Origin of the sequence: Ruegeria sp. HKCCD4315, assembly GCF_013112245.1 — a bacterium.
Taxonomy (GTDB): Bacteria; Pseudomonadota; Alphaproteobacteria; order Rhodobacterales; family Rhodobacteraceae; genus Ruegeria.
Genome location: NZ_WVRN01000001.1, coordinates 765,046 through 782,094, shown reverse-complemented (window position 1 = coordinate 782,094; position 17,049 = coordinate 765,046). Strand labels below are relative to the sequence as shown.

Annotated in this window: 18 protein-coding genes; 3 read left to right on the top strand and 15 right to left on the bottom strand. The window is 56.6% G+C overall.

The features are described 5' to 3' along the window. The first annotated feature begins 5 nt into the window (after positions 1-5). Positions 6-380 carry a DUF2237 family protein gene (locus tag GS646_RS03910; protein WP_171187008.1) on the top strand — a complete coding sequence of 125 codons (375 nt, stop codon included), beginning with the start codon at positions 6-8 and terminating at the stop codon, positions 378-380. A 39-nt stretch (positions 381-419) separates the two neighbouring features. Here GS646_RS03910 and GS646_RS03905 read toward each other — a convergent pair whose 3' ends face one another. The 8 genes from GS646_RS03905 to GS646_RS03870 all read right to left on the bottom strand — a co-directional run bounded on the left by GS646_RS03905 (position 420) and on the right by GS646_RS03870 (position 8,100). Continuing rightward, positions 420-1,796, bottom strand: a complete 1,377-nt coding sequence (locus GS646_RS03905; RefSeq protein WP_216602070.1) for an Ig-like domain-containing protein — start codon at positions 1,794-1,796, stop codon at positions 420-422. 803 nt (positions 1,797-2,599) lie between these two features. Continuing rightward, complete coding sequence (trpB, locus tag GS646_RS03900) at positions 2,600-3,847, bottom strand: tryptophan synthase subunit beta (protein ID WP_171187012.1); 1,248 nt, start codon at positions 3,845-3,847, stop codon at positions 2,600-2,602. Positions 3,848-3,916: 69 nt separating this feature from the next. Further along, positions 3,917-4,252 carry a DUF3291 domain-containing protein gene (locus tag GS646_RS03895; RefSeq protein ID WP_171187013.1) on the bottom strand — a complete coding sequence of 112 codons (336 nt, stop codon included), beginning with the start codon at positions 4,250-4,252 and terminating at the stop codon, positions 3,917-3,919. Between the two features lie 47 nt (positions 4,253-4,299). Next, positions 4,300-4,941 carry a phosphoribosylanthranilate isomerase gene (locus GS646_RS03890; protein WP_171187015.1) on the bottom strand — a complete coding sequence of 214 codons (642 nt, stop codon included), beginning with the start codon at positions 4,939-4,941 and terminating at the stop codon, positions 4,300-4,302. Between the two features lie 9 nt (positions 4,942-4,950). Beyond that, entirely contained in the window at positions 4,951-5,301 is a 351-nt protein-coding gene (locus GS646_RS03885; protein ID WP_171094325.1) for a lipopolysaccharide assembly protein LapA domain-containing protein, read from the bottom strand. Between the two features lie 7 nt (positions 5,302-5,308). Beyond that, positions 5,309-5,593 carry an integration host factor subunit beta gene (gene ihfB, locus GS646_RS03880; RefSeq protein ID WP_008758048.1) on the bottom strand — a complete coding sequence of 95 codons (285 nt, stop codon included), beginning with the start codon at positions 5,591-5,593 and terminating at the stop codon, positions 5,309-5,311. A gap of 270 nt (positions 5,594-5,863) precedes the next feature. Further along, positions 5,864-7,540, bottom strand: a complete 1,677-nt coding sequence (gene rpsA / locus GS646_RS03875) for a 30S ribosomal protein S1 (RefSeq protein ID WP_171094327.1) — start codon at positions 7,538-7,540, stop codon at positions 5,864-5,866. Positions 7,541-7,806: 266 nt separating this feature from the next. Then, positions 7,807-8,100: a DUF6525 family protein gene (locus GS646_RS03870; RefSeq protein ID WP_371732019.1), complete on the bottom strand. Its 294-nt coding sequence runs from the start codon at positions 8,098-8,100 to the stop codon at positions 7,807-7,809. A gap of 197 nt (positions 8,101-8,297) precedes the next feature. Between GS646_RS03870 and GS646_RS03865 the strand changes: the two genes are divergently transcribed. Then, a complete protein-coding gene (locus tag GS646_RS03865) occupies positions 8,298-8,705 on the top strand; it encodes a hypothetical protein (protein WP_171187017.1) in 408 nt (135 codons plus the stop codon). A gap of 43 nt (positions 8,706-8,748) precedes the next feature. Here the strand turns inward: GS646_RS03865 and GS646_RS03860 are convergent, their stop codons facing one another. Beyond that, a complete protein-coding gene (locus GS646_RS03860) occupies positions 8,749-10,434 on the bottom strand; it encodes a tryptophan halogenase family protein (RefSeq protein WP_171187019.1) in 1,686 nt (561 codons plus the stop codon). 155 nt (positions 10,435-10,589) lie between these two features. Then, entirely contained in the window at positions 10,590-11,126 is a 537-nt protein-coding gene (locus GS646_RS03855) for a hypothetical protein (RefSeq protein WP_171647573.1), read from the bottom strand. A gap of 218 nt (positions 11,127-11,344) precedes the next feature. Here GS646_RS03855 and GS646_RS03850 point away from each other — a divergent pair, with 218 nt between their 5' ends. Then, on the top strand, positions 11,345-11,821 hold the full coding sequence (locus GS646_RS03850) for a YHS domain-containing (seleno)protein (RefSeq protein WP_171187023.1): 477 nt from the start codon (positions 11,345-11,347) through the stop codon (positions 11,819-11,821). 23 nt (positions 11,822-11,844) lie between these two features. Here GS646_RS03850 and cmk read toward each other — a convergent pair whose 3' ends face one another. From cmk to metK, 5 genes are all read right to left on the bottom strand, one after another. Further along, positions 11,845-12,462: a (d)CMP kinase gene (cmk, locus tag GS646_RS03845; protein ID WP_171187025.1), complete on the bottom strand. Its 618-nt coding sequence runs from the start codon at positions 12,460-12,462 to the stop codon at positions 11,845-11,847. After that, complete coding sequence (aroA, locus tag GS646_RS03840) at positions 12,459-13,805, bottom strand: 3-phosphoshikimate 1-carboxyvinyltransferase (RefSeq protein WP_171187027.1); 1,347 nt, start codon at positions 13,803-13,805, stop codon at positions 12,459-12,461. Before aroA ends, cmk begins: the two co-directional genes overlap by 4 nt. An 85-nt stretch (positions 13,806-13,890) precedes the next feature. Beyond that, positions 13,891-14,964 (bottom strand): amidohydrolase family protein, encoded by a 1,074-nt coding sequence (locus GS646_RS03835; protein WP_171647575.1) that lies wholly within the window; start codon positions 14,962-14,964, stop codon positions 13,891-13,893. 87 nt (positions 14,965-15,051) lie between these two features. Continuing rightward, positions 15,052-15,765 (bottom strand): tRNA (guanosine(46)-N7)-methyltransferase TrmB, encoded by a 714-nt coding sequence (gene trmB / locus GS646_RS03830; protein ID WP_171094343.1) that lies wholly within the window; start codon positions 15,763-15,765, stop codon positions 15,052-15,054. 97 nt (positions 15,766-15,862) lie between these two features. Then, complete coding sequence (gene metK / locus GS646_RS03825) at positions 15,863-17,044, bottom strand: methionine adenosyltransferase (RefSeq protein WP_171094344.1); 1,182 nt, start codon at positions 17,042-17,044, stop codon at positions 15,863-15,865. Between the last annotated feature and the right edge of the window lie 5 nt (positions 17,045-17,049).

Below are 17,049 nucleotides of genomic sequence, written 5' to 3'. Positions count from 1 at the left end.
GCCTCATGCAAAAGCAAGACAGTATCAATGTGCTGGGTGGTGTCCTCGCCCCCTGCTCAAGAGATCCCCTAACCGGCTTTTTCCGGGACGGCGCTTGTAACACCTGCCCTGAAGATCAGGGCAGCCATACCGTTTGCGCGGTGATGACAGCCGAGTTTCTGGCCTTCTCGAAATATGTCGGAAATGATCTGAGCACTGCGCGGCCCGAATTCGACTTTCCCGGTCTCAAGCCCGGTGACAGCTGGTGCCTTTGCGCCAGTCGCTTTCTACAAGCCCATGACGAAGGATGTGCGCCTCAGGTCCATCTTGAGGCCACGCATCAACGCGCGTTAGAGATCGTGCCCCTTGAAGTTTTGCGACAGCACAAAGCGGAAAAGTGAAAGCCTCAGAAGAGCCATGTCTGATCCACTCAGAATGGTTCAGAAGGACATTTGCCAGAGCAGGTTAACGCTGTAGTTCTCGAACCCGCTTTCACCAATGCCGTCATAAAACACGTTAGCCGCAAGCAAACTGTTATTCTCTAGTCGGTAGTCAAAGCCCAAATCCGCACGGGCACGGGCCGTATCGCCAATCGGTGTCACGCCGGGGACAGTGCCGGTGCCCGAGGTTGTACTCCAGATCCCTGACAATCCACCGGTTAGCTCCATGGCACCACGCGACACCTGGATAGGGTGACTGAAATCCATACCCAACCGCGCCGTAGTGAGGCTGAAGTCCTGCTGTGGAATGAGGTTCCCCAAACTGTCAGTGTACGCCTTCTGATCATCGCTGGCATAGCTGACATCCAGCAATGGCATCAAAGTCAGGGCTCCTCGCTTGATTTCGCCAGTGACGCGCGATTGCACCAACCAGCGATCGCTGTCGAAACTATCAGTATAGGTCCCAAGTGGAGAGATGTCGTTGTCAGCCTGTCCATACAGAGCGCGCCCTTCAAAAAACACCGGCTGGCTGGGCAACTTGGCGACCACGTAAGGGCCAATCAGCCACCCCGTGCCGTCAACGCTGGCCGGACCGTTTTCTGTTTCGGCATAGTCGAGTTGCAGCATAGCGCCGATCAGAAGGTTCGAATTGACCTGACGATGCGCGCCCAGAACAGCCAACGCATAAGAGCTGTCGAAATTGTCCTGTGAACTCCAGTTGCCGGTCAGATTGAACCAGACAGGGTTGGATGGATCTGAGGCAAAGTTCAGATAACCCGAACCTTGCGTCACCGAGGTGTCCAACACGCCAGAACCCGAACGCTGCAAGAACCGGGTCAATCCCGGTTGGTTGGTCGCAAGGCTAGTGGCCCGCGCATTCTGAAAAGCCTGTATCAGACGCTGCGTATTTGTCACCGCCTGTACAGTCGTCACAGTGTTGGAGGCCAGGTTCAGATTGCCCGCCGCATCAGTAAATACACCGGCCGGAATGAACAGCTCGATAGTACCGTTGTTCTGCGGTGTCAGCGTTGCAACATAGTTGGTGCCGGACCCAGTTAGAGTGGCTGTAGCGTTTGTCACCGACAGGTCACCCACCGTGAAATCAGTACTGGGTTCGCTGAGTGTGATCGTCGCTTGAAACGTACCATTTCCTGTGGCCGTCAATGCTCCGATTGTGGCCGTTGGCTGGGTTGTATCCACCAGTGTTCGCGTGTTGATAACTTGAGTGGTCGTGACGCCAGATAATGCGATCTCATAGCGATACAGTGGGCCGCCAACGGTTTCCTGAGCTGTGAAAACCACGCCAAGAAACCCATCCGCCGCATAGGTGGAATCTGCACCATTCTGACTGATGATGGTTGCGTTAAGGTATCCCAACGCCGCCAATCCGCCGGGTGTGACCGCGCTTGCAGGCAATGTTCCAGAATTGAAATAAAAAGATCCTCCCGGAACTTCCCCGGAACCACTCAAAGACATAAACGCCGTTTCGCTCGCTTGGAGGTTGCTAAAAAAAATCTGCCCACCATTCGGGGTCGTTACGGTCTGGGATGGAAAGGAAGGGCCCCCAAATGCAAGACCTTCTTTAGCGTTTGCAGCAATAAGCGCCGAAACCAGGAAAACCAGGCTCAACAACCTTACTATCGCGACCCTTACCATACTACCTCCTACAACACCGCATGGGCGCCGAACACAGGGGCGCTCAGGTTCGACAAGCAACCCACGCGTGTTGTCACTGGTCCAAACATCGCAGAGACATCCCCTAAAACCGGCCCCCATAAACCAGTTTACAAAACGTTAAATCAATTCTGAGAAGTTGTATAGAATGCGAGATTGCTCAACTGAGCGCCAACAACGGCGGATTTGTCTTGCGTTTTTTGCGGTTTGGTTATGCTACACTAAGGAACCACTAGCTTTTCAAGGTTTTTAGCGCAGAACTGGCGCGCAAAAGCAGATGGCAGAGCAGGTGATTTGAAGAAACGGAACCCGCGCAAAATCAACAAAAATGCAACAGTTCACGCGACTGCTTGAGACTGTTGTTAGCCAAGAAACACAATGCTTCTTGGCCAAAGAGTAAGCCTAAAGCTCTGCGATTCATCGGCTCTGACCACTCAACTGATTGGCGAGTACTTGAAAATACAAGCTTCAAAGTGAAAACCGGGGCACAGCGCCCAGGTTTTACTTCAATCGGCCGTTCGACCTTCGGTGTCTGACATGTCGAAATTCAGATATTTCGCCACGGTCTGAACGTCTTTGTCGCCGCGCCCGCACATGTTCATGCAGATCAGGTGATCCTTGGGTAGATCCGGCGCAATCTTCATCACATGAGCCAGCGCGTGAGACGGCTCCAGCGCGGGGATGATGCCTTCGGTCGCACAACACAGTTGGAACGCCTCAAGCGCCTCTTTATCGGTGATCGAGACATAGTTGGCGCGGCCAATGTCGTTCAGCCAGGAATGCTCGGGCCCAATGCCCGGGTAATCCAGACCAGCCGAGATCGAATAGCCCTCAAGAATCTGACCGTCATCATCCTGCAACAGATAAGTACGGTTGCCGTGCAGAACGCCCGGACGGCCTCCGGTCAGTGAGGCGCAATGCTCCATCTTCTCATTCACGCCTTTGCCACCGGCCTCGACGCCGATGATGTTGACGTCTTTGTCGTCGAGGAACGGGTAGAACAAGCCCATCGCATTCGACCCACCGCCGATGGCAGCGATGATCGTATCGGGCAGACGGCCTTCGGCATTCATCATTTGCTCTTTCGCTTCCTTGCCGATGATCGACTGGAAGTCACGCACCATCGCCGGGTACGGGTGCGGACCGGCCACGGTGCCGATGCAGTAGAACGTGTCGCGCACATTGGTCACCCAATCGCGCAGCGCGTCGTTCATCGCGTCTTTCAGCGTCCCACGGCCAGACGTGACCGGGATCACTTCGGCACCCAACAGGCGCATGCGGAATACGTTCGGGGCCTGACGCTGAACGTCATGCGCACCCATGTAGACGATGCATTTCAGGCCGAACTTGGCGCAGACGGTGGCGGTGGCCACGCCATGCTGCCCTGCCCCGGTTTCAGCAATGATCCGGGTCTTGCCCATACGCCGCGCCAGAATGATCTGGCCCAGCACGTTGTTGATCTTGTGCGCGCCGGTATGGTTCAGTTCATCACGTTTCAGGTAAATCTTTGCACCGCCCAAATGCTCGGTCAGGCGTTCAGCGAAATACAGCGGTGAGGGGCGGCCCACATAGTTGGCCCATAGATCGTCCATCTCAGCCCAGAAGGTGGGGTCATCCTTGGCTTTGTTATATTCCTCTTCCAGCGACAGGATCAGCGGCATCAGCGTCTCACTGACAAACCGTCCACCGAAAATGCCAAAACGCCCCTGCTCGTCAGGGCCGGACATGAAAGAGTTGAAAAGATCGTTGGCCATGGGTGTCTCCACTCGTCGTACCCGTTGTTCATAGGAGGTGGCGGCGGGATTTGCCATGGGCAAAACGCATCATTCCGCAACCTGCGTGTTTTGGCGCCAGACTTGAATTGCCTGATCCGAGGTTGGGACACCGATGCAGGTAAAATGATAAAACCGGTTCACGTTTGCCAATCGATCAGCCGCCATCATGACGCGACGATGAGGGCCGGATTGCGCGAAGGTCAGCATAGCCTCGATATCGTGCCAAACGCTAAGTGAGAAATAGAGACCGTCCTGCCGAAAAACTGCCGCATGAAGGCACAAGGGATCACCTTTCGCTTGATGATATGCCTGCCGCGCGCGCCAGAAAAACTCGGGCGCGTTGTACCAGTGTTTTAACGAGATTCCGCCGATTGCTGCTAACATTTTCCATCCCTCCGTATCGGGGGATACGCAGCGAATTCGAAATCAGATCACACCAGAGCAGCAGCAAACGCGCGGATCAGCGTGTCATCCTTTTGGCCCGGCGCGCTTTCGACACCGGAAGAAACATCAACCTGCCGCGCGCCGGTCATCCTGGCGGCTTCAGCAACGTTTTGCGGAGTCAGGCCGCCAGCCAGCATCCATGGGCGTCGCCAGTATTTCCGACCCGCCAGCAAGCGCCAATCGAATGCTAACCCATTTCCACCGGGCAATTCCGATTCCCTCGGCGGCTTTGCATCAATGAGCAATTGGTCTGCCACCTCGGAGTACAGATCTATTGCAGTCAGATCCTCAGCTTCGGCCACACCGATTGCCTTCATCACCGGCAATCCGAAACGGTCACGAACCTCAGTCACCCTATGGGGGGATTCCTTGCCGTGCAATTGAAGCATGTCCAGCGGAACTGCGGACACGATACTGTCCAGTTCTTCGTCAGTCGCATTTACGACCAATGCCACCTTCGCCACGCCCGGCGGTACCAATTGCGTCAATGCCGCAGCTTGCGCGGTCTCCAGATGGCGCGGCGACTTCGGAAAGAAAACAAAACCCACATACCCTGCTCCGGCGTCAACAGCCGCGCGCACGTGGTCAGGTGCGGTCAGGCCGCAGATTTTGAACCTAACATCTGACATGGGGTGGGCTCAGCTTGCCTCATCCAAAAGGGCCAGAACATCATCTTTGCCCTCGTTTTGCTTGTTCTTGAGCTTCTTGACCTCTCGCTCAAGCTTGCGCACTTCGCTTTTCTTCGCCGTTGCGTCACGGCGATGCTTGTGTTCACGCATCCATTCCCAAATGAATCCGATGATCAGACCGGCTACAACACCGCCCAGAACCACAAGGAACAAGGGAAGCGAAGCGGTCAGGTTGAACCCCAGCAATTCAGCCAATGGATCTGGCATCAGTTTAAGTTCAACCGACTCAACATTAGCCAAGGACACCGAAATCAGGATGATCCCAAGAGTCCCAAGAAAAGCGTATCGAATATAGCGCATCATAGGGTCAGGCTTTACCGTTCAATCGGTCCCTTAGCAACTTGCCAGTTTTGAAAAACGGTACACATTTTTCCTCGACCTGAACCGTCTCACCCGTGCGAGGGTTCCGGCCCACACGTGCATCGCGCTTTTTGACCGAAAACGCGCCGAAACCACGCAATTCGACACGGTCGCCTCGTGACATGGCATCGGTGACTTCTTCGAACACGGTATTCACGATCCGCTCAACATCACGCTGATAGAGATGCGGGTTTTCGTCAGCGATTTTCTGAATCAATTCTGAACGGATCATGCGTGATACCCTCCCAGGCAGCCGGTGTGTCAGGTCTACTGATTTGACAGTATAGGAAAAAATCCGGTTTGGGGGAACGCATACTCTGCGCGCTGAGGCTTTATTTTGCCATATTCTCACGCGAATTTTTGCCGGACAGCGGATTTTGCACACTTAAAGCGCGAACAATACCGCGAATAAGCAAGCCATTTGGAACATATTGATTCGCAACAAAAACGGCCCCGCGCTGATGCGCGAGGCCGAAATTCTTTCTTGGGATGCGCCCGGGGCTTAGTCGCCCGACTTCAGCGCTGCACCCAGGATATCGCCCAGCGACGCGCCCGAGTCGGAAGAACCGTACTGTTCCACGGCCTCTTTCTCTTCGGCGATCTCGCGTGCCTTGATCGACAGGCCCAGACGGCGGGTCTTGCTGTCGACGTTGGTGACGCGGACGTCGACCTTGTCACCGACCGAGAAACGCTCGGGGCGCTGTTCGGAACGGTCACGCGACAGGTCCGAACGACGGATGAACGACTTCATGCCTTCGTATTCGACCTCGATGCCGCCATCTTCGATAGCGGTCACTTCAACGGTGATGACCGAGCCACGCTTCACGCCGCCCACGGCTTCGGCGAACTTGTCACCGCCCAGGGCTTTGATCGACAGCGAGATACGCTCTTTTTCAACGTCAACTTCCGAGACAACGGCCGAAACCATGTCGCCTTTGCGGTAGTTCTGGATCGCATCCTCGCCACGCTCGTCCCAGGACAGGTCGGACAGGTGAACCATGCCGTCGATGTCGCCTTCGAGGCCAATGAACAGACCGAATTCGGTGATGTTCTTGACTTCGCCTTCGACCTCGGTGCCCTCGGGGTGTGTTTCTGCAAACACTTCCCATGGGTTGCGCTGAGTCTGCTTCAGGCCAAGAGACACGCGACGCTTGGCGCCGTCGATTTCCAGAACCATGACGTCGACTTCCTGGCTGGTCGAAACGATCTTGCCGGGGTGGACGTTTTTCTTGGTCCAGGACATCTCGGACACGTGCACCAGACCTTCGACACCGGCTTCCAGCTCGACGAACGCGCCGTAATCAGTGATGTTGGTGACGCGACCCTGATGGACCGAGCCCAGCGGGTATTTCGCAGCAACCAGATCCCACGGATCTTCTTGCAGCTGCTTCATGCCCAGGCTGATGCGGTGGGTTTCTTTGTTGATCTTGATGACCTGAACCTTGATGGTTTCGCCGATCGTCAGGATCTCGGACGGGTGGTTCACACGACGCCATGCCATGTCGGTGACGTGCAGCAGGCCGTCAACGCCGCCCAGGTCAACGAATGCACCGTATTCGGTGATGTTCTTGACAACACCCTCGACGGTCTGACCTTCGGACAGGTTGCCGATAACTTCGGCACGCTGTTCGGCACGCGATTCTTCCAGAATGGCGCGGCGCGACACAACGATGTTGCCACGGCGGCGGTCCATTTTCAGGATCTGGAACGGCTGCTTCAGACCCATCAGCGGGCCAGCGTCGCGCACGGGGCGGACGTCAACCTGCGAACCGGGCAGGAACGCAACTGCGCCACCCAGATCGACGGTGAAGCCACCTTTGACGCGACCAAAGATAGCACCTTCGACGCGCTGGTCGTCGGCATATGCTTTTTCCAGACGGTCCCATGCCTCTTCACGACGGGCCATCTCGCGCGAGATAACGGCTTCGCCGCGGGCGTTTTCTGCGGCGCGCAGGTAAACTTCTACCTCGTCACCAACAGCGATTTCAGGGGCTTCGCCGGGATTTGCGAATTCTTTCAGATCAACGCGGCCTTCCATTTTGTAGCCTACGTCGATGATGGCTTGGCCGGCTTCGATCGCCAGAACCTTGCCTTTGACAACAGAACCCTCTTCGGGCGTGTCCATTTCGAAGCTTTCGTTAAGGAGGGCTTCGAATTCCTCCATGGATGCGTTAGCCATGTGGCGTTGTTTTCCTTTACAGTACGTTTTTGCTGGCCGAGCGGTTGTCTCCGCCGGTCTTGTTTCATGATGCCGTCTGGCGTGACCCGGTGCGCCCCTAAGCAAACAAACACAAAGGGCCGAGGTAACCCGGCCCTGCTCAGAAACGTCATCCGGACGTTGACCGCCCTTGTATCGACAGCGCGCGTATAGGCGGATTCCCTGATATGTGCAAGGGCAAAGCCCATGTTTTCAAGGTTCGGCAGGTCCTTGCTGCTGCAATTCGCTTATCTGTTCGCGCCCCACACTTGAGCGTCGCGTTGCAACATGGCCCGTTCTACCGTCTCCAGACGACCAATTGCGACCAACGGGTCGTGACCACCCCCGGCCTTGTTCCATATCTTCAAAGCCGAGCTTGGGCTCCAAGGCAGACAGGCTTGCGCCAACCATTGCCGCAACTCCTGAGGTAGCGCGTCATAAGCCTGCATCGGTGGGACGTTCCGCCTGCGGCGCTTGAGGGTACTGCGCAGGTTGCGATTGGATTCGCCCATTGGGAAAGCCCGTTGCTGGGTTCTGCTCAAGTTCATGCTCTTTGCGGTCCAATTTTTGTGATGATATTACATCTCAAAGAGCCAAGTGCAAGATGACCAGAGCCATAAGGAACCCACCTAATGCCGGATCACTCACATTCCGTTGATAACGCTGCGGGTTTGTTGAATCACCGCTTGCAACAAGGCACCAGTGGGGCTGCTCAGAGACGCACCGGAGATGTCAGATCATGGAAGAGTTCAACCTCATCGTCGCCCAACAGCCTCAGTGGATTCAGATTTGGTTAAACGTCCTGAGCTTTGGGGCCTTCCTCCTCCCGATCTCTCTTTTGATCTGGAAACAAACGCGCCTGACAGCGATCATCACCGTCGTTGGCAGTGTGCTCGCTGCGGTCGGGGTTTTGCTGATCTTCAACCAGCTTGGCTATGTCCGGCTAATGGGGCTGGGCCATGTCGTGTTCTGGACGCCAGTTGCCTGGTATCTGTGGAGGCAACAGGCAAGTGAAGACATGCCCGTTATCCCCGGATGGATCATCCGCGCGGTCTTATTGACCATCGCGATTTCATTGGTCTTCGACTATGTGGACGTGATCCGGTACCTGATGGGAGATCGAACGCCGGTTCCAGTACCGGCGTAAGGCGCACCCCCATCAAGACATCTGCACAATCGGCAGCCGTTCTTTAGAACAGTTGCAAGTCCTTGGCACCGCTTTGGATTTCGGCAAAGTTGGGCATGTTCTGGATCCTGACCGGAGCCGGAGCAGTGCCCGGCATCGCTACAGTTGGCTGCGCAACCTTCGCCTTGCCAAAGGCCGGACGCTCTAGCTCGCCACGGATATCGCGCAGCAGCGTTTTGTGATCGGGCATTGTTCTAATGATCTGCGCAAGATCCTCTTTCGCGCGCTGCATACCCTGATACCAGATCACCTTCTTCAATGGTCTCACCTGATCCCGGATACCCGGCCCATAGCCTGTGTCATAGACCTGTTTGCCCAACAGAACTGTCTGATACACGCGATGATCAAACAGCGTTGCGAACTCGACATCGTGATCCATTGGCAGGCGGTGCTGCCACAGCTCCAGGTTCTCGGCCAACCGGTCCGGCACCTTCATCTGTGTCCGCGCATCGATCCAATAGGGATCATCCGTGCGATTGCCCAAGCGATAGTGCAGGCAGATAAACTCCAGCACCTCGTTGTACATCTTGTCCATCTGCCGGTTGTATCTTGCCCGCAGCGATGGCTCGATGGCGCGCGTTGGCAAATGTTCGGCGAACCAGCGCACCGCATGATCAATCATGTGGATCGCGGTACTTTCCAGCGGTTCGATGAATCCGCCGGACAGACCAATGGCGACACAGTTTTTGACCCAGGCATTGCGCACGCGCCCGACGCGCATTGGAATAACGCGCGGTGTCAAACCCTTGCCGCTGTCCCCCAGCCATTCAAGATACTCATCTGCCGCCTGATCATCCGTGCGATGCGCCGATGAGAACACATATCCCGTGCCCACGCGGTTGTAGAGTGGCACCCGCCACGTCCAGCCTGCGCCAAGTGCAGTGGATCGTGTCAGGCTCTCGATTTTCTTCGGATTGGGATGCTCGACTTGCAACGCCATGGCGCGATCGTTGGGCAGGTAGTCAGAATAGTCCAGAAACGGCTCGCCCAGCGCTTTGTTGATGATCAACCCACGGAAGCCGGTGCAATCAACTACCATCTCGATGTCATAGCGACCCCTGCGTTCCAGCATCAAATGGCTGACGTTACCCTGTTCATCCAGTTCAACCGATTGAACCTCATCCCGAATATGCTCCACACCGTTTTGGGTGCAGACCTTGGTCAGCATTCCAGCAAACTTCACTGCATCCAGGTGGTAAGCATAGCCAAAGCGCTGTTCGAATTCGGGTTGCCCCAGTTGCCGCGCGCCTTTGCAAAGACGGCCCAGATCGTCATGAGGCGAGATAGACTGCGTAAAATCCCGATCCCCGTTGCCAAAGCGTAGGAAGTACTCGGCGGCATCCAAGCCTTCCAACATCTGCCCATGGGCAAAAGGGTTCACATAATCGATGCGTTTTCCCTTGCTGTCCTTGTTCCAGTTGCAAAACTTTACACCCAGCTTGAACGACGCGTTGGTCTCGCGGAAAAAATCTCGCTCGGAAATGCCTGCCTGGCGCAGCGTGACCGGCATACGGGGCACCGTGGCCTCACCCACACCCACGGTCGAGATATTGGGACTTTCAATCAGACAGATGCGCGGGCGATCCTTTTGCGAGGACGTCCTGGAAAACACCATGTCCAGGATCAACGCGGTCATCCACCCCGCCGTGCCGCCGCCCACGATGGTGATTTGGTTCAAACGATTATTCATATGGTTTTGTCCCTGTTGGCTTTGGGGATATTACGGCTGCCTCCCTTTTTTTCGGGTTATGTGGCAGCTCTCCCTTTTCGCTTGGGGGAAACTATAACAGCTTTCCTGCGTCCATCTAGGGCTTTAACCGCAATTTACGCACACATATGGGCTGGTCAGATTTCTTCGCCCTTTTTCAAAAGTTCTTCAATCAAAGCACGCTGAAGATCGGTGCTGTCACCCCCACCAAACTCTGCAGCCCCACCGGTGTACAACGTGCCATACGTCTTTGCGATATTCACAGTCTGGGCCAGCCCCGAAATCAACTGATCTTTTTCCAGCAAAGACAGCGGGTGAATGAACGCAGCCCACAGGATACCATTGGCAATTGCGTAACGCGCATCCAGCGTACTGTCGAAATTTGCCTGCATCACGCGGATCAAATCCTCTTCCGAAAGGTCTGCGGCATTGCCGATGGCGATCATGGCGCGCATTCGGTCCGCATTAACGTCGGTGATCACCAAAACCTGCTGGTCAGCCACGGTCATCTGGAAGCCGGGACCAAACGGCTCGGCCTTGGGATCCAACGCAAAGAGGATGTTACCCAGCCGCTCATATGTCATCGGCGGCTCAGCCTCCGGGACCTTCGGCTCAACTTCCTGAGCGGCAAGGTTTCCAGAGATGAAAATCAGAATGAGGGCTAAGCGAAACATGTGGTCACTCCTGCAGACACCCTTTGACCATACGAACCGCGATACGAACTGGCCAAACAAAGCTTAGTGATCTGGGGCACCATATCATTCAGCGGATTGTACGATCTGCAAAATTAAGTGTCTCTTCTGCGATTACACGTTCAAGCGCCGCGCCTTAACTGTGTGTCATCGGCCAGCACAGTGCTTGGCCCGAAACCGAAACCAAAAGGAAACACACGATGAAATACATTGTTCTGACTGCCTTGACGACGGCTATTGCCCTGTCCACTCCGGCCTTTGCGGCTGACGAGATCAACGTATCAAACGGCATTTCTGCCGCAGGGGCACCGCTGGCCGCACATGGGGTGGATCTGGTTGCGTTGGTCAACGACGGCAATCCGGTCGAAGGCTTTGCCACACACTCGGCAACCTATGACGGCGCCTCCTACTACTTCACGACCGCTGCGAACCGCGAAGCCTTTGAGGCAAACCCCGCTGCGTATTTGCCGCAGCATGGCGGGTTCTGTTCGTTCGGCGTGTCAGTTGGCAAGAAGTTCGATGGTGATCCCGATCAGTATCTGGTTGCCGACGGCAAACTGTACCTGTTCCTTAACGCTGAAACCCGAGCGGCCTTTCTTAAGGACGTTGCCGGCACAGCAAAAACAGCTGACGATCAGTGGGCAAACATTAAAAGCGTCGCCGTGGACGAGCTTTAAATCCCTACCCTTTGCCTGCGGCGCTAGCGTGTCGCGGGCAATTTTGCGTTGATGACCTCAAGCGCTTTTGCCAATGCGGCCTCGATGCTCAGATCGGTTGTGTCCAACTGAACCGCATCCTCAGCAGGTTTCATCGGCGCTGTACTACGCTCTGCATCCCGCGCGTCGCGCTCTTTGACATCTGCCAGAACCTGATCGCGTGTCACATTGGCGCCTTTGGCGCTAAGCTCAAGATACCGGCGTTCGGCGCGCACTTCGGCGCTTGCCGTGACGAACAGTTTCACCTCTGCATGCGGGCAAATCACTGTCCCGATGTCGCGTCCGTCCAGAACGGCCCCCCCGGCCCTGCGGGCAAAGGCGCGTTGGAAATCCACCAACGCGGCACGAACCTCGGGGATGACCGCCACTTTGGACGCGGCCTGTGCGATATCGGCGGTACGCAGGTCGCCTTGCTCCAACTCCTCGGCGGTCAATGCCTTTGCTGCGTCGATCGGATCGGCGCCCTTCAAAACACTTCGACCCACCGCACGGTAGAGCAGACCTGTGTCCAGATGGGCAAACCCAAAATGCGTCGCAACGGCTTTTGAGATCGTGCCTTTACCCGCTGCCGCAGGCCCGTCAATCGCGACTGTGAAGCTCACGAGCGTTCGACCTTAGCACCCAGCGATGCCATCAACGGTTCAAAAATCGGGAACGACGTTGCAATCGGGCCGCCATCGTCAACTCTTACTGGCTTCTGCGCGCCCATGCCCATCACCATGAACGACATGGCAATGCGGTGATCCAGAAAGCTCTCGCAGGTGCCGGCCCCGGGAACGTTGCCGATACCCAGCCCTTCAACCGACCACCAATCGTCACCTTCGTTTACCGTCACACCGTTTGCGCGCAGGCCACGCGCCATGGCGTCGATACGGTCGCTTTCCTTGACGCGCAGCTCTTTCACACCGCCCATCATCATGGTGCCGGTGGCGTTGGCCGCAACCACGGACAGCACAGGATATTCATCGATCATCGAAGCCGCGCGTTCCGGCGGCACGGTGATCCCCTTCATGTTCGGCGAATATTTTGCACGCAGATCGGCAACAGGCTCGCCACCCTCCTCGCGCTCATTCTCGTAAGTCAGGTCTGCACCCATCTCACGCAGTGTGGTGAACAGGCCAGCGCGGGTCGGGTTCAGGCCAATGCCGGGCACCAGCACATCCGAGCCGGGTGTGATCAGCGCAGCGCACACCGGGAAGGCCGCGCTGGACGGATCCCGCGGCACGGCGATGACCTGCGGCTTCAATTCAGGGCGTCCTGTCAGGGTAATAACGCGGCCTTCTTCGGTATCTTCAACCGTAATCTCAGCGCCGAACCCGGCCAGCATCCGCTCGGAATGGTCGCGTGTCGCTTCTTTTTCGATCACAACGGTTTTGCCGGGGGCATTCAATCCCGCCAGCAAGACGGCTGATTTGACCTGAGCCGAGGGTACGGGCACTTCATACCGCACAGGGGTCGGGTCCGCTGCACCCACGATGGTCATTGGCAAACGCCCACCGGACCGACCAACTGATTGCGTGCCAAACAGGGCCAGAGGGTCAGTCACCCGCGCCATCGGACGTTTGTTCAGGCTTGCATCTCCGGTAAACGTCGCCGTGATCGGAGAGGTTGCCATAGCGCCCATGATCAATCGCACACCGGTGCCTGAGTTGCCGCAATCGATCACCTGATCCGGTTCGGCAAACCCACCAACGCCCACGCCATGCACGGTCCATTCCCCGCCACCGTGATCCGTGACCTCAGCCCCAAAGGCCCGCATTGCCTTGGCGGTATCCAGAACGTCTTCGCCCTCCAGTAGGCCCGAGATCCTGGTCTCACCTACAGCCATCGCCCCAAGGATCAGCGACCGGTGCGAGATCGACTTGTCACCCGGCACCTCGACCGTGCCGGTCAGCGGGCCGCAGGGATGCGAAGTCATCGGGATGGGCGTGCCGTGTCCGGACATGGGGGCTCCTTTTGCGCTATCAGTTCAAGGCGGATTAGCGAATTGGAGCGGGTTGGTCCAGCGGCAATGAGCGCAAAGCGACCTCTCAGGCTTCCCCCAGCCATTTCGCCGGGTTTTCTTCAGCGATCTGCCGGAAAATCTCCTCACCCAAGATGTTGCGCAACCGAAAACAGACCGCCTTTTCTGACAGCGCTTCTTGCCGGGTCATGTAGTAATCTGATCCAAACAGGACACGCGACCTAAGGCGCTCACCTTCTTCATCCTCGCCGGTTAGAAAAATGCGCAAGAAGGGGGCGTAATCTTCGAACTGGAACAATGTGTAAGAGATATCCGTCCAGAGGCCGGGGTAGTTTCCACTGCCGATCATGCGCCGGATTGCCACCTGCCAGTTCCTGTAGAAGGCGTCGTCCAGCGGGTTCTTTCGATCCGGATTGACATAGGCATCCCAGTCGCGCTGCCCGCCAAAATGCGCCAGGCAAATCCGTAGCTTGGGATGAGCACGCATTACGGGAACAAACGCCTCGGGCTCGGTATAGCGGTCGGCCCAATAGTCCGAAAGATAGCGCCCCTGAACGCCGCCGCGTGAGCAATGGGACATGACCGGCAGGTTCAACTCTTCTAACCGCGGGTAAACATGCTGCATAAGAACTGGATCGTCCGGCGCGAACCCCAGACGCGGATAGAGCTTCAGGCCCCGAAACTTCAGACCATCTATGGCCCGCCAGAGTTCCGTCGCCTGAGGATCGGCACGCGGGTCAATCGTTGCAAAGGGTATTACGGACCTGCCGACATCCGGGTCGCCAGACAACTTTGCCAGTTCGTCATGTTGCGCGCTCAGCGGAACCTCCGGCGCGCCGAACCCAAAGGCTGACATCTCCATTGGCAACACAACAAAACGGGTATCACTGGGATAGTGTCGCCGCATGTTGTCCAGAATATCGCACTGGCTGCCCGCGTCCGTTTCCTGCTGAAAGCGGTAAAGCCTGTCCAGTTTTTCAGCGGCGGAATGCTGACCAATCAGGCGCGCACCAAAGGCCAGAGCCTTGATCAGCCAAGGCATCTTTTTGAACGGTTTGAGTGCCGGATAGGGGTAATCCTCTGGCACATGGCGCGCGTGAAACAGGTGCGTGTGGCAGTTCGTGATCCGAATATTAGACATGGCAATCCCGGACAAAAGGCTGTGCTAAAATAAGGGTGTCACGCACATTCTAGCATAGCGTTCAGGATTGCAGAAATCTGGCGGTGATCAGGATTCCGTCCTGCGGAAGGTCAAATAATGCGGCACCCGCCCTTCGCGCAGGGCCTTTTGCTCATAGCGGGTGGAAATCCAGTCGTCCCAAGGCTCACGCCAGTCGGCAGGGCGTTCCGCCAGCCATTCAAAACCGGCGCGAGGAACTTCTTCCAGCGTCTGGCGCACATAGTCGGGAATGTCGGTGGCGACGCGAAAGATCGACCCGGGTTTCAGAACTTTCGCCAACGGCTCCAGATGCTCCGGCGTCACAAAACGGCGGCGATGATGACGGGTCTTGGGCCATGGGTCCGGATAGAGCAGAAACGCGCGCGAGATACTGGCTTCGGGCAGGACATCGAACAAATCACGCGCATCGCCGGGATGCACGGCAAGATTTTCGGCCCCCGCTTGCCGGATTTTTCCCAACAACATGGCAACGCCATTGATGTAGGGCTCTGCCCCGATGATGCCGATATCCGGGTTGCTTTGCGCCTGATGCACCAGATGTTCCCCGCCGCCAAAGCCCACCTCAAGCCAAACCGGTTTGCCGCCAAACAGACCATTCAGGTCTAAGGGCTTGCGTTCGGGGTTCGTCTCCCAATCCACTGCACCCGGCGACAGCGCGGCAAGATCTTCGTTCAGATAGGTCTTTTGGCTGGGCTTCAGGGTCTTACCTTTGAAGCGGCCATAAAAATTTCTGCGCGGGCGTTGTGGGGTCTCGGTGCTCATGGCGGTGGCCATACTGCGCTGGCCTTAGTGTTGCAAGTGCGCACCGCACCGGTAAAGAAAAAGCGCGCCCAACAGGCGCGCTTTCTTTCTGTTTGGATCAGACTGCCGCTTTCAGAGCATCAACCAGATCGGTGCGTTCCCAGCTAAAGCCGCCGTCTGCATCGGGTTCGCGCCCGAAATGGCCATAAGCAGCGGTGCGCTGATAGATCGGCTTATTCATCTGCAGGTGCTCACGAATGCCACGCGGGGTCAGATCCATGACCTGCCCAACGGCTTTTTCGATCTCGGCGTCGGCAATCTGGCCTGTCCCATGCGTATCGGCATAGATGGACAGCGGTTTGGAAACGCCAATCGCATAGCTCAGCTGGATCGTGCAACGTTCTGCCATACCAGCAGCGACAACGTTCTTAGCCAGGTAACGCGCGGCATACGCAGCGGAACGGTCCACCTTGGTCGGGTCTTTGCCCGAGAACGCGCCGCCGCCATGTGGGGCCGCGCCACCATAGGTGTCCACGATGATCTTGCGACCGGTCAAACCTGCGTCACCATCCGGGCCGCCAATCACGAATTTGCCCGTTGGGTTTACGTGCCATTCGGTGTCAGCAGACAACCAGCCTTCGGGCAGAGTTTCGCGAATATAGGGTTCGACGATTTCGCGGATGTCATCTGATGTCAGCGCTTCATCCAGGTGCTGCGTGGACAAAACGACCGAGCTGACGCCAACCGGTTTGCCATCACGATAGATGACGGACAATTGCGACTTGGCATCAGGACCCAGCGCAGGTTCGGCACCGCTTTTGCGCACTTCGGCCAGACGACGCAGGATAGCGTGCGAGTACTGGATTGGTGCGGGCATAAGCGCGGGGGTTTCTGTCGTGGCGTAGCCGAACATGATGCCCTGGTCGCCTGCCCCTTCGTCTTTGTTGTCAGCCGCATCAACGCCCTGCGCGATGTGAGCAGATTGTTCGTGCAACAGGTTGGTCACCTCGACAGTTTCGTGGTGAAACTTGTCCTGCTCGTAGCCGATGTCTTTGATACAATCGCGGGCAATCTTCTCGATACGCCCCATGTAGTCATGCAGCTTTTCTTGATCCGACAGACCAACTTCACCGCCAATAACGACGCGGTTGGTTGTGGCAAAGGTTTCGCAAGCCACGCGTGCTTCGGGTTCTTCATTCAGAAATGCGTCAAGGACGGCATCCGAAATGCGGTCACAGACCTTGTCTGGGTGCCCTTCGGAAACGGACTCCGAAGTAAATGTATAGTTCTGTCGGGACATAAATG

Excerpts from the sequence above, each read along its gene's own strand:
- GS646_RS03910 (WP_171187008.1), top strand. The coding sequence starts at position 6 with ATGCAAAAGCAAGACAGTATCAATGTGCTGGGTGGTGTCCTCGCCCCC.
- trpB (WP_171187012.1), bottom strand. The coding sequence starts at position 3,847 with ATGGCCAACGATCTTTTCAACTCTTTCATGTCCGGCCCTGACGAGCAG.
- GS646_RS03895 (WP_171187013.1), bottom strand. The coding sequence starts at position 4,252 with ATGTTAGCAGCAATCGGCGGAATCTCGTTAAAACACTGGTACAACGCG.
- GS646_RS03890 (WP_171187015.1), bottom strand. The coding sequence starts at position 4,941 with ATGTCAGATGTTAGGTTCAAAATCTGCGGCCTGACCGCACCTGACCAC.
- GS646_RS03885 (WP_171094325.1), bottom strand. The coding sequence starts at position 5,301 with ATGCGCTATATTCGATACGCTTTTCTTGGGACTCTTGGGATCATCCTG.
- ihfB (WP_008758048.1), bottom strand. The coding sequence starts at position 5,593 with ATGATCCGTTCAGAATTGATTCAGAAAATCGCTGACGAAAACCCGCAT.
- rpsA (WP_171094327.1), bottom strand. The coding sequence starts at position 7,540 with ATGGCTAACGCATCCATGGAGGAATTCGAAGCCCTCCTTAACGAAAGC.
- GS646_RS03865 (WP_171187017.1), top strand. The coding sequence starts at position 8,298 with ATGGAAGAGTTCAACCTCATCGTCGCCCAACAGCCTCAGTGGATTCAG.
- GS646_RS03860 (WP_171187019.1), bottom strand. The coding sequence starts at position 10,434 with ATGAATAATCGTTTGAACCAAATCACCATCGTGGGCGGCGGCACGGCG.
- GS646_RS03855 (WP_171647573.1), bottom strand. The coding sequence starts at position 11,126 with ATGTTTCGCTTAGCCCTCATTCTGATTTTCATCTCTGGAAACCTTGCC.
- GS646_RS03850 (WP_171187023.1), top strand. The coding sequence starts at position 11,345 with ATGAAATACATTGTTCTGACTGCCTTGACGACGGCTATTGCCCTGTCC.
- aroA (WP_171187027.1), bottom strand. The coding sequence starts at position 13,805 with ATGTCCGGACACGGCACGCCCATCCCGATGACTTCGCATCCCTGCGGC.
- GS646_RS03835 (WP_171647575.1), bottom strand. The coding sequence starts at position 14,964 with ATGTCTAATATTCGGATCACGAACTGCCACACGCACCTGTTTCACGCG.
- trmB (WP_171094343.1), bottom strand. The coding sequence starts at position 15,765 with ATGAGCACCGAGACCCCACAACGCCCGCGCAGAAATTTTTATGGCCGC.
- metK (WP_171094344.1), bottom strand. The coding sequence starts at position 17,044 with ATGTCCCGACAGAACTATACATTTACTTCGGAGTCCGTTTCCGAAGGG.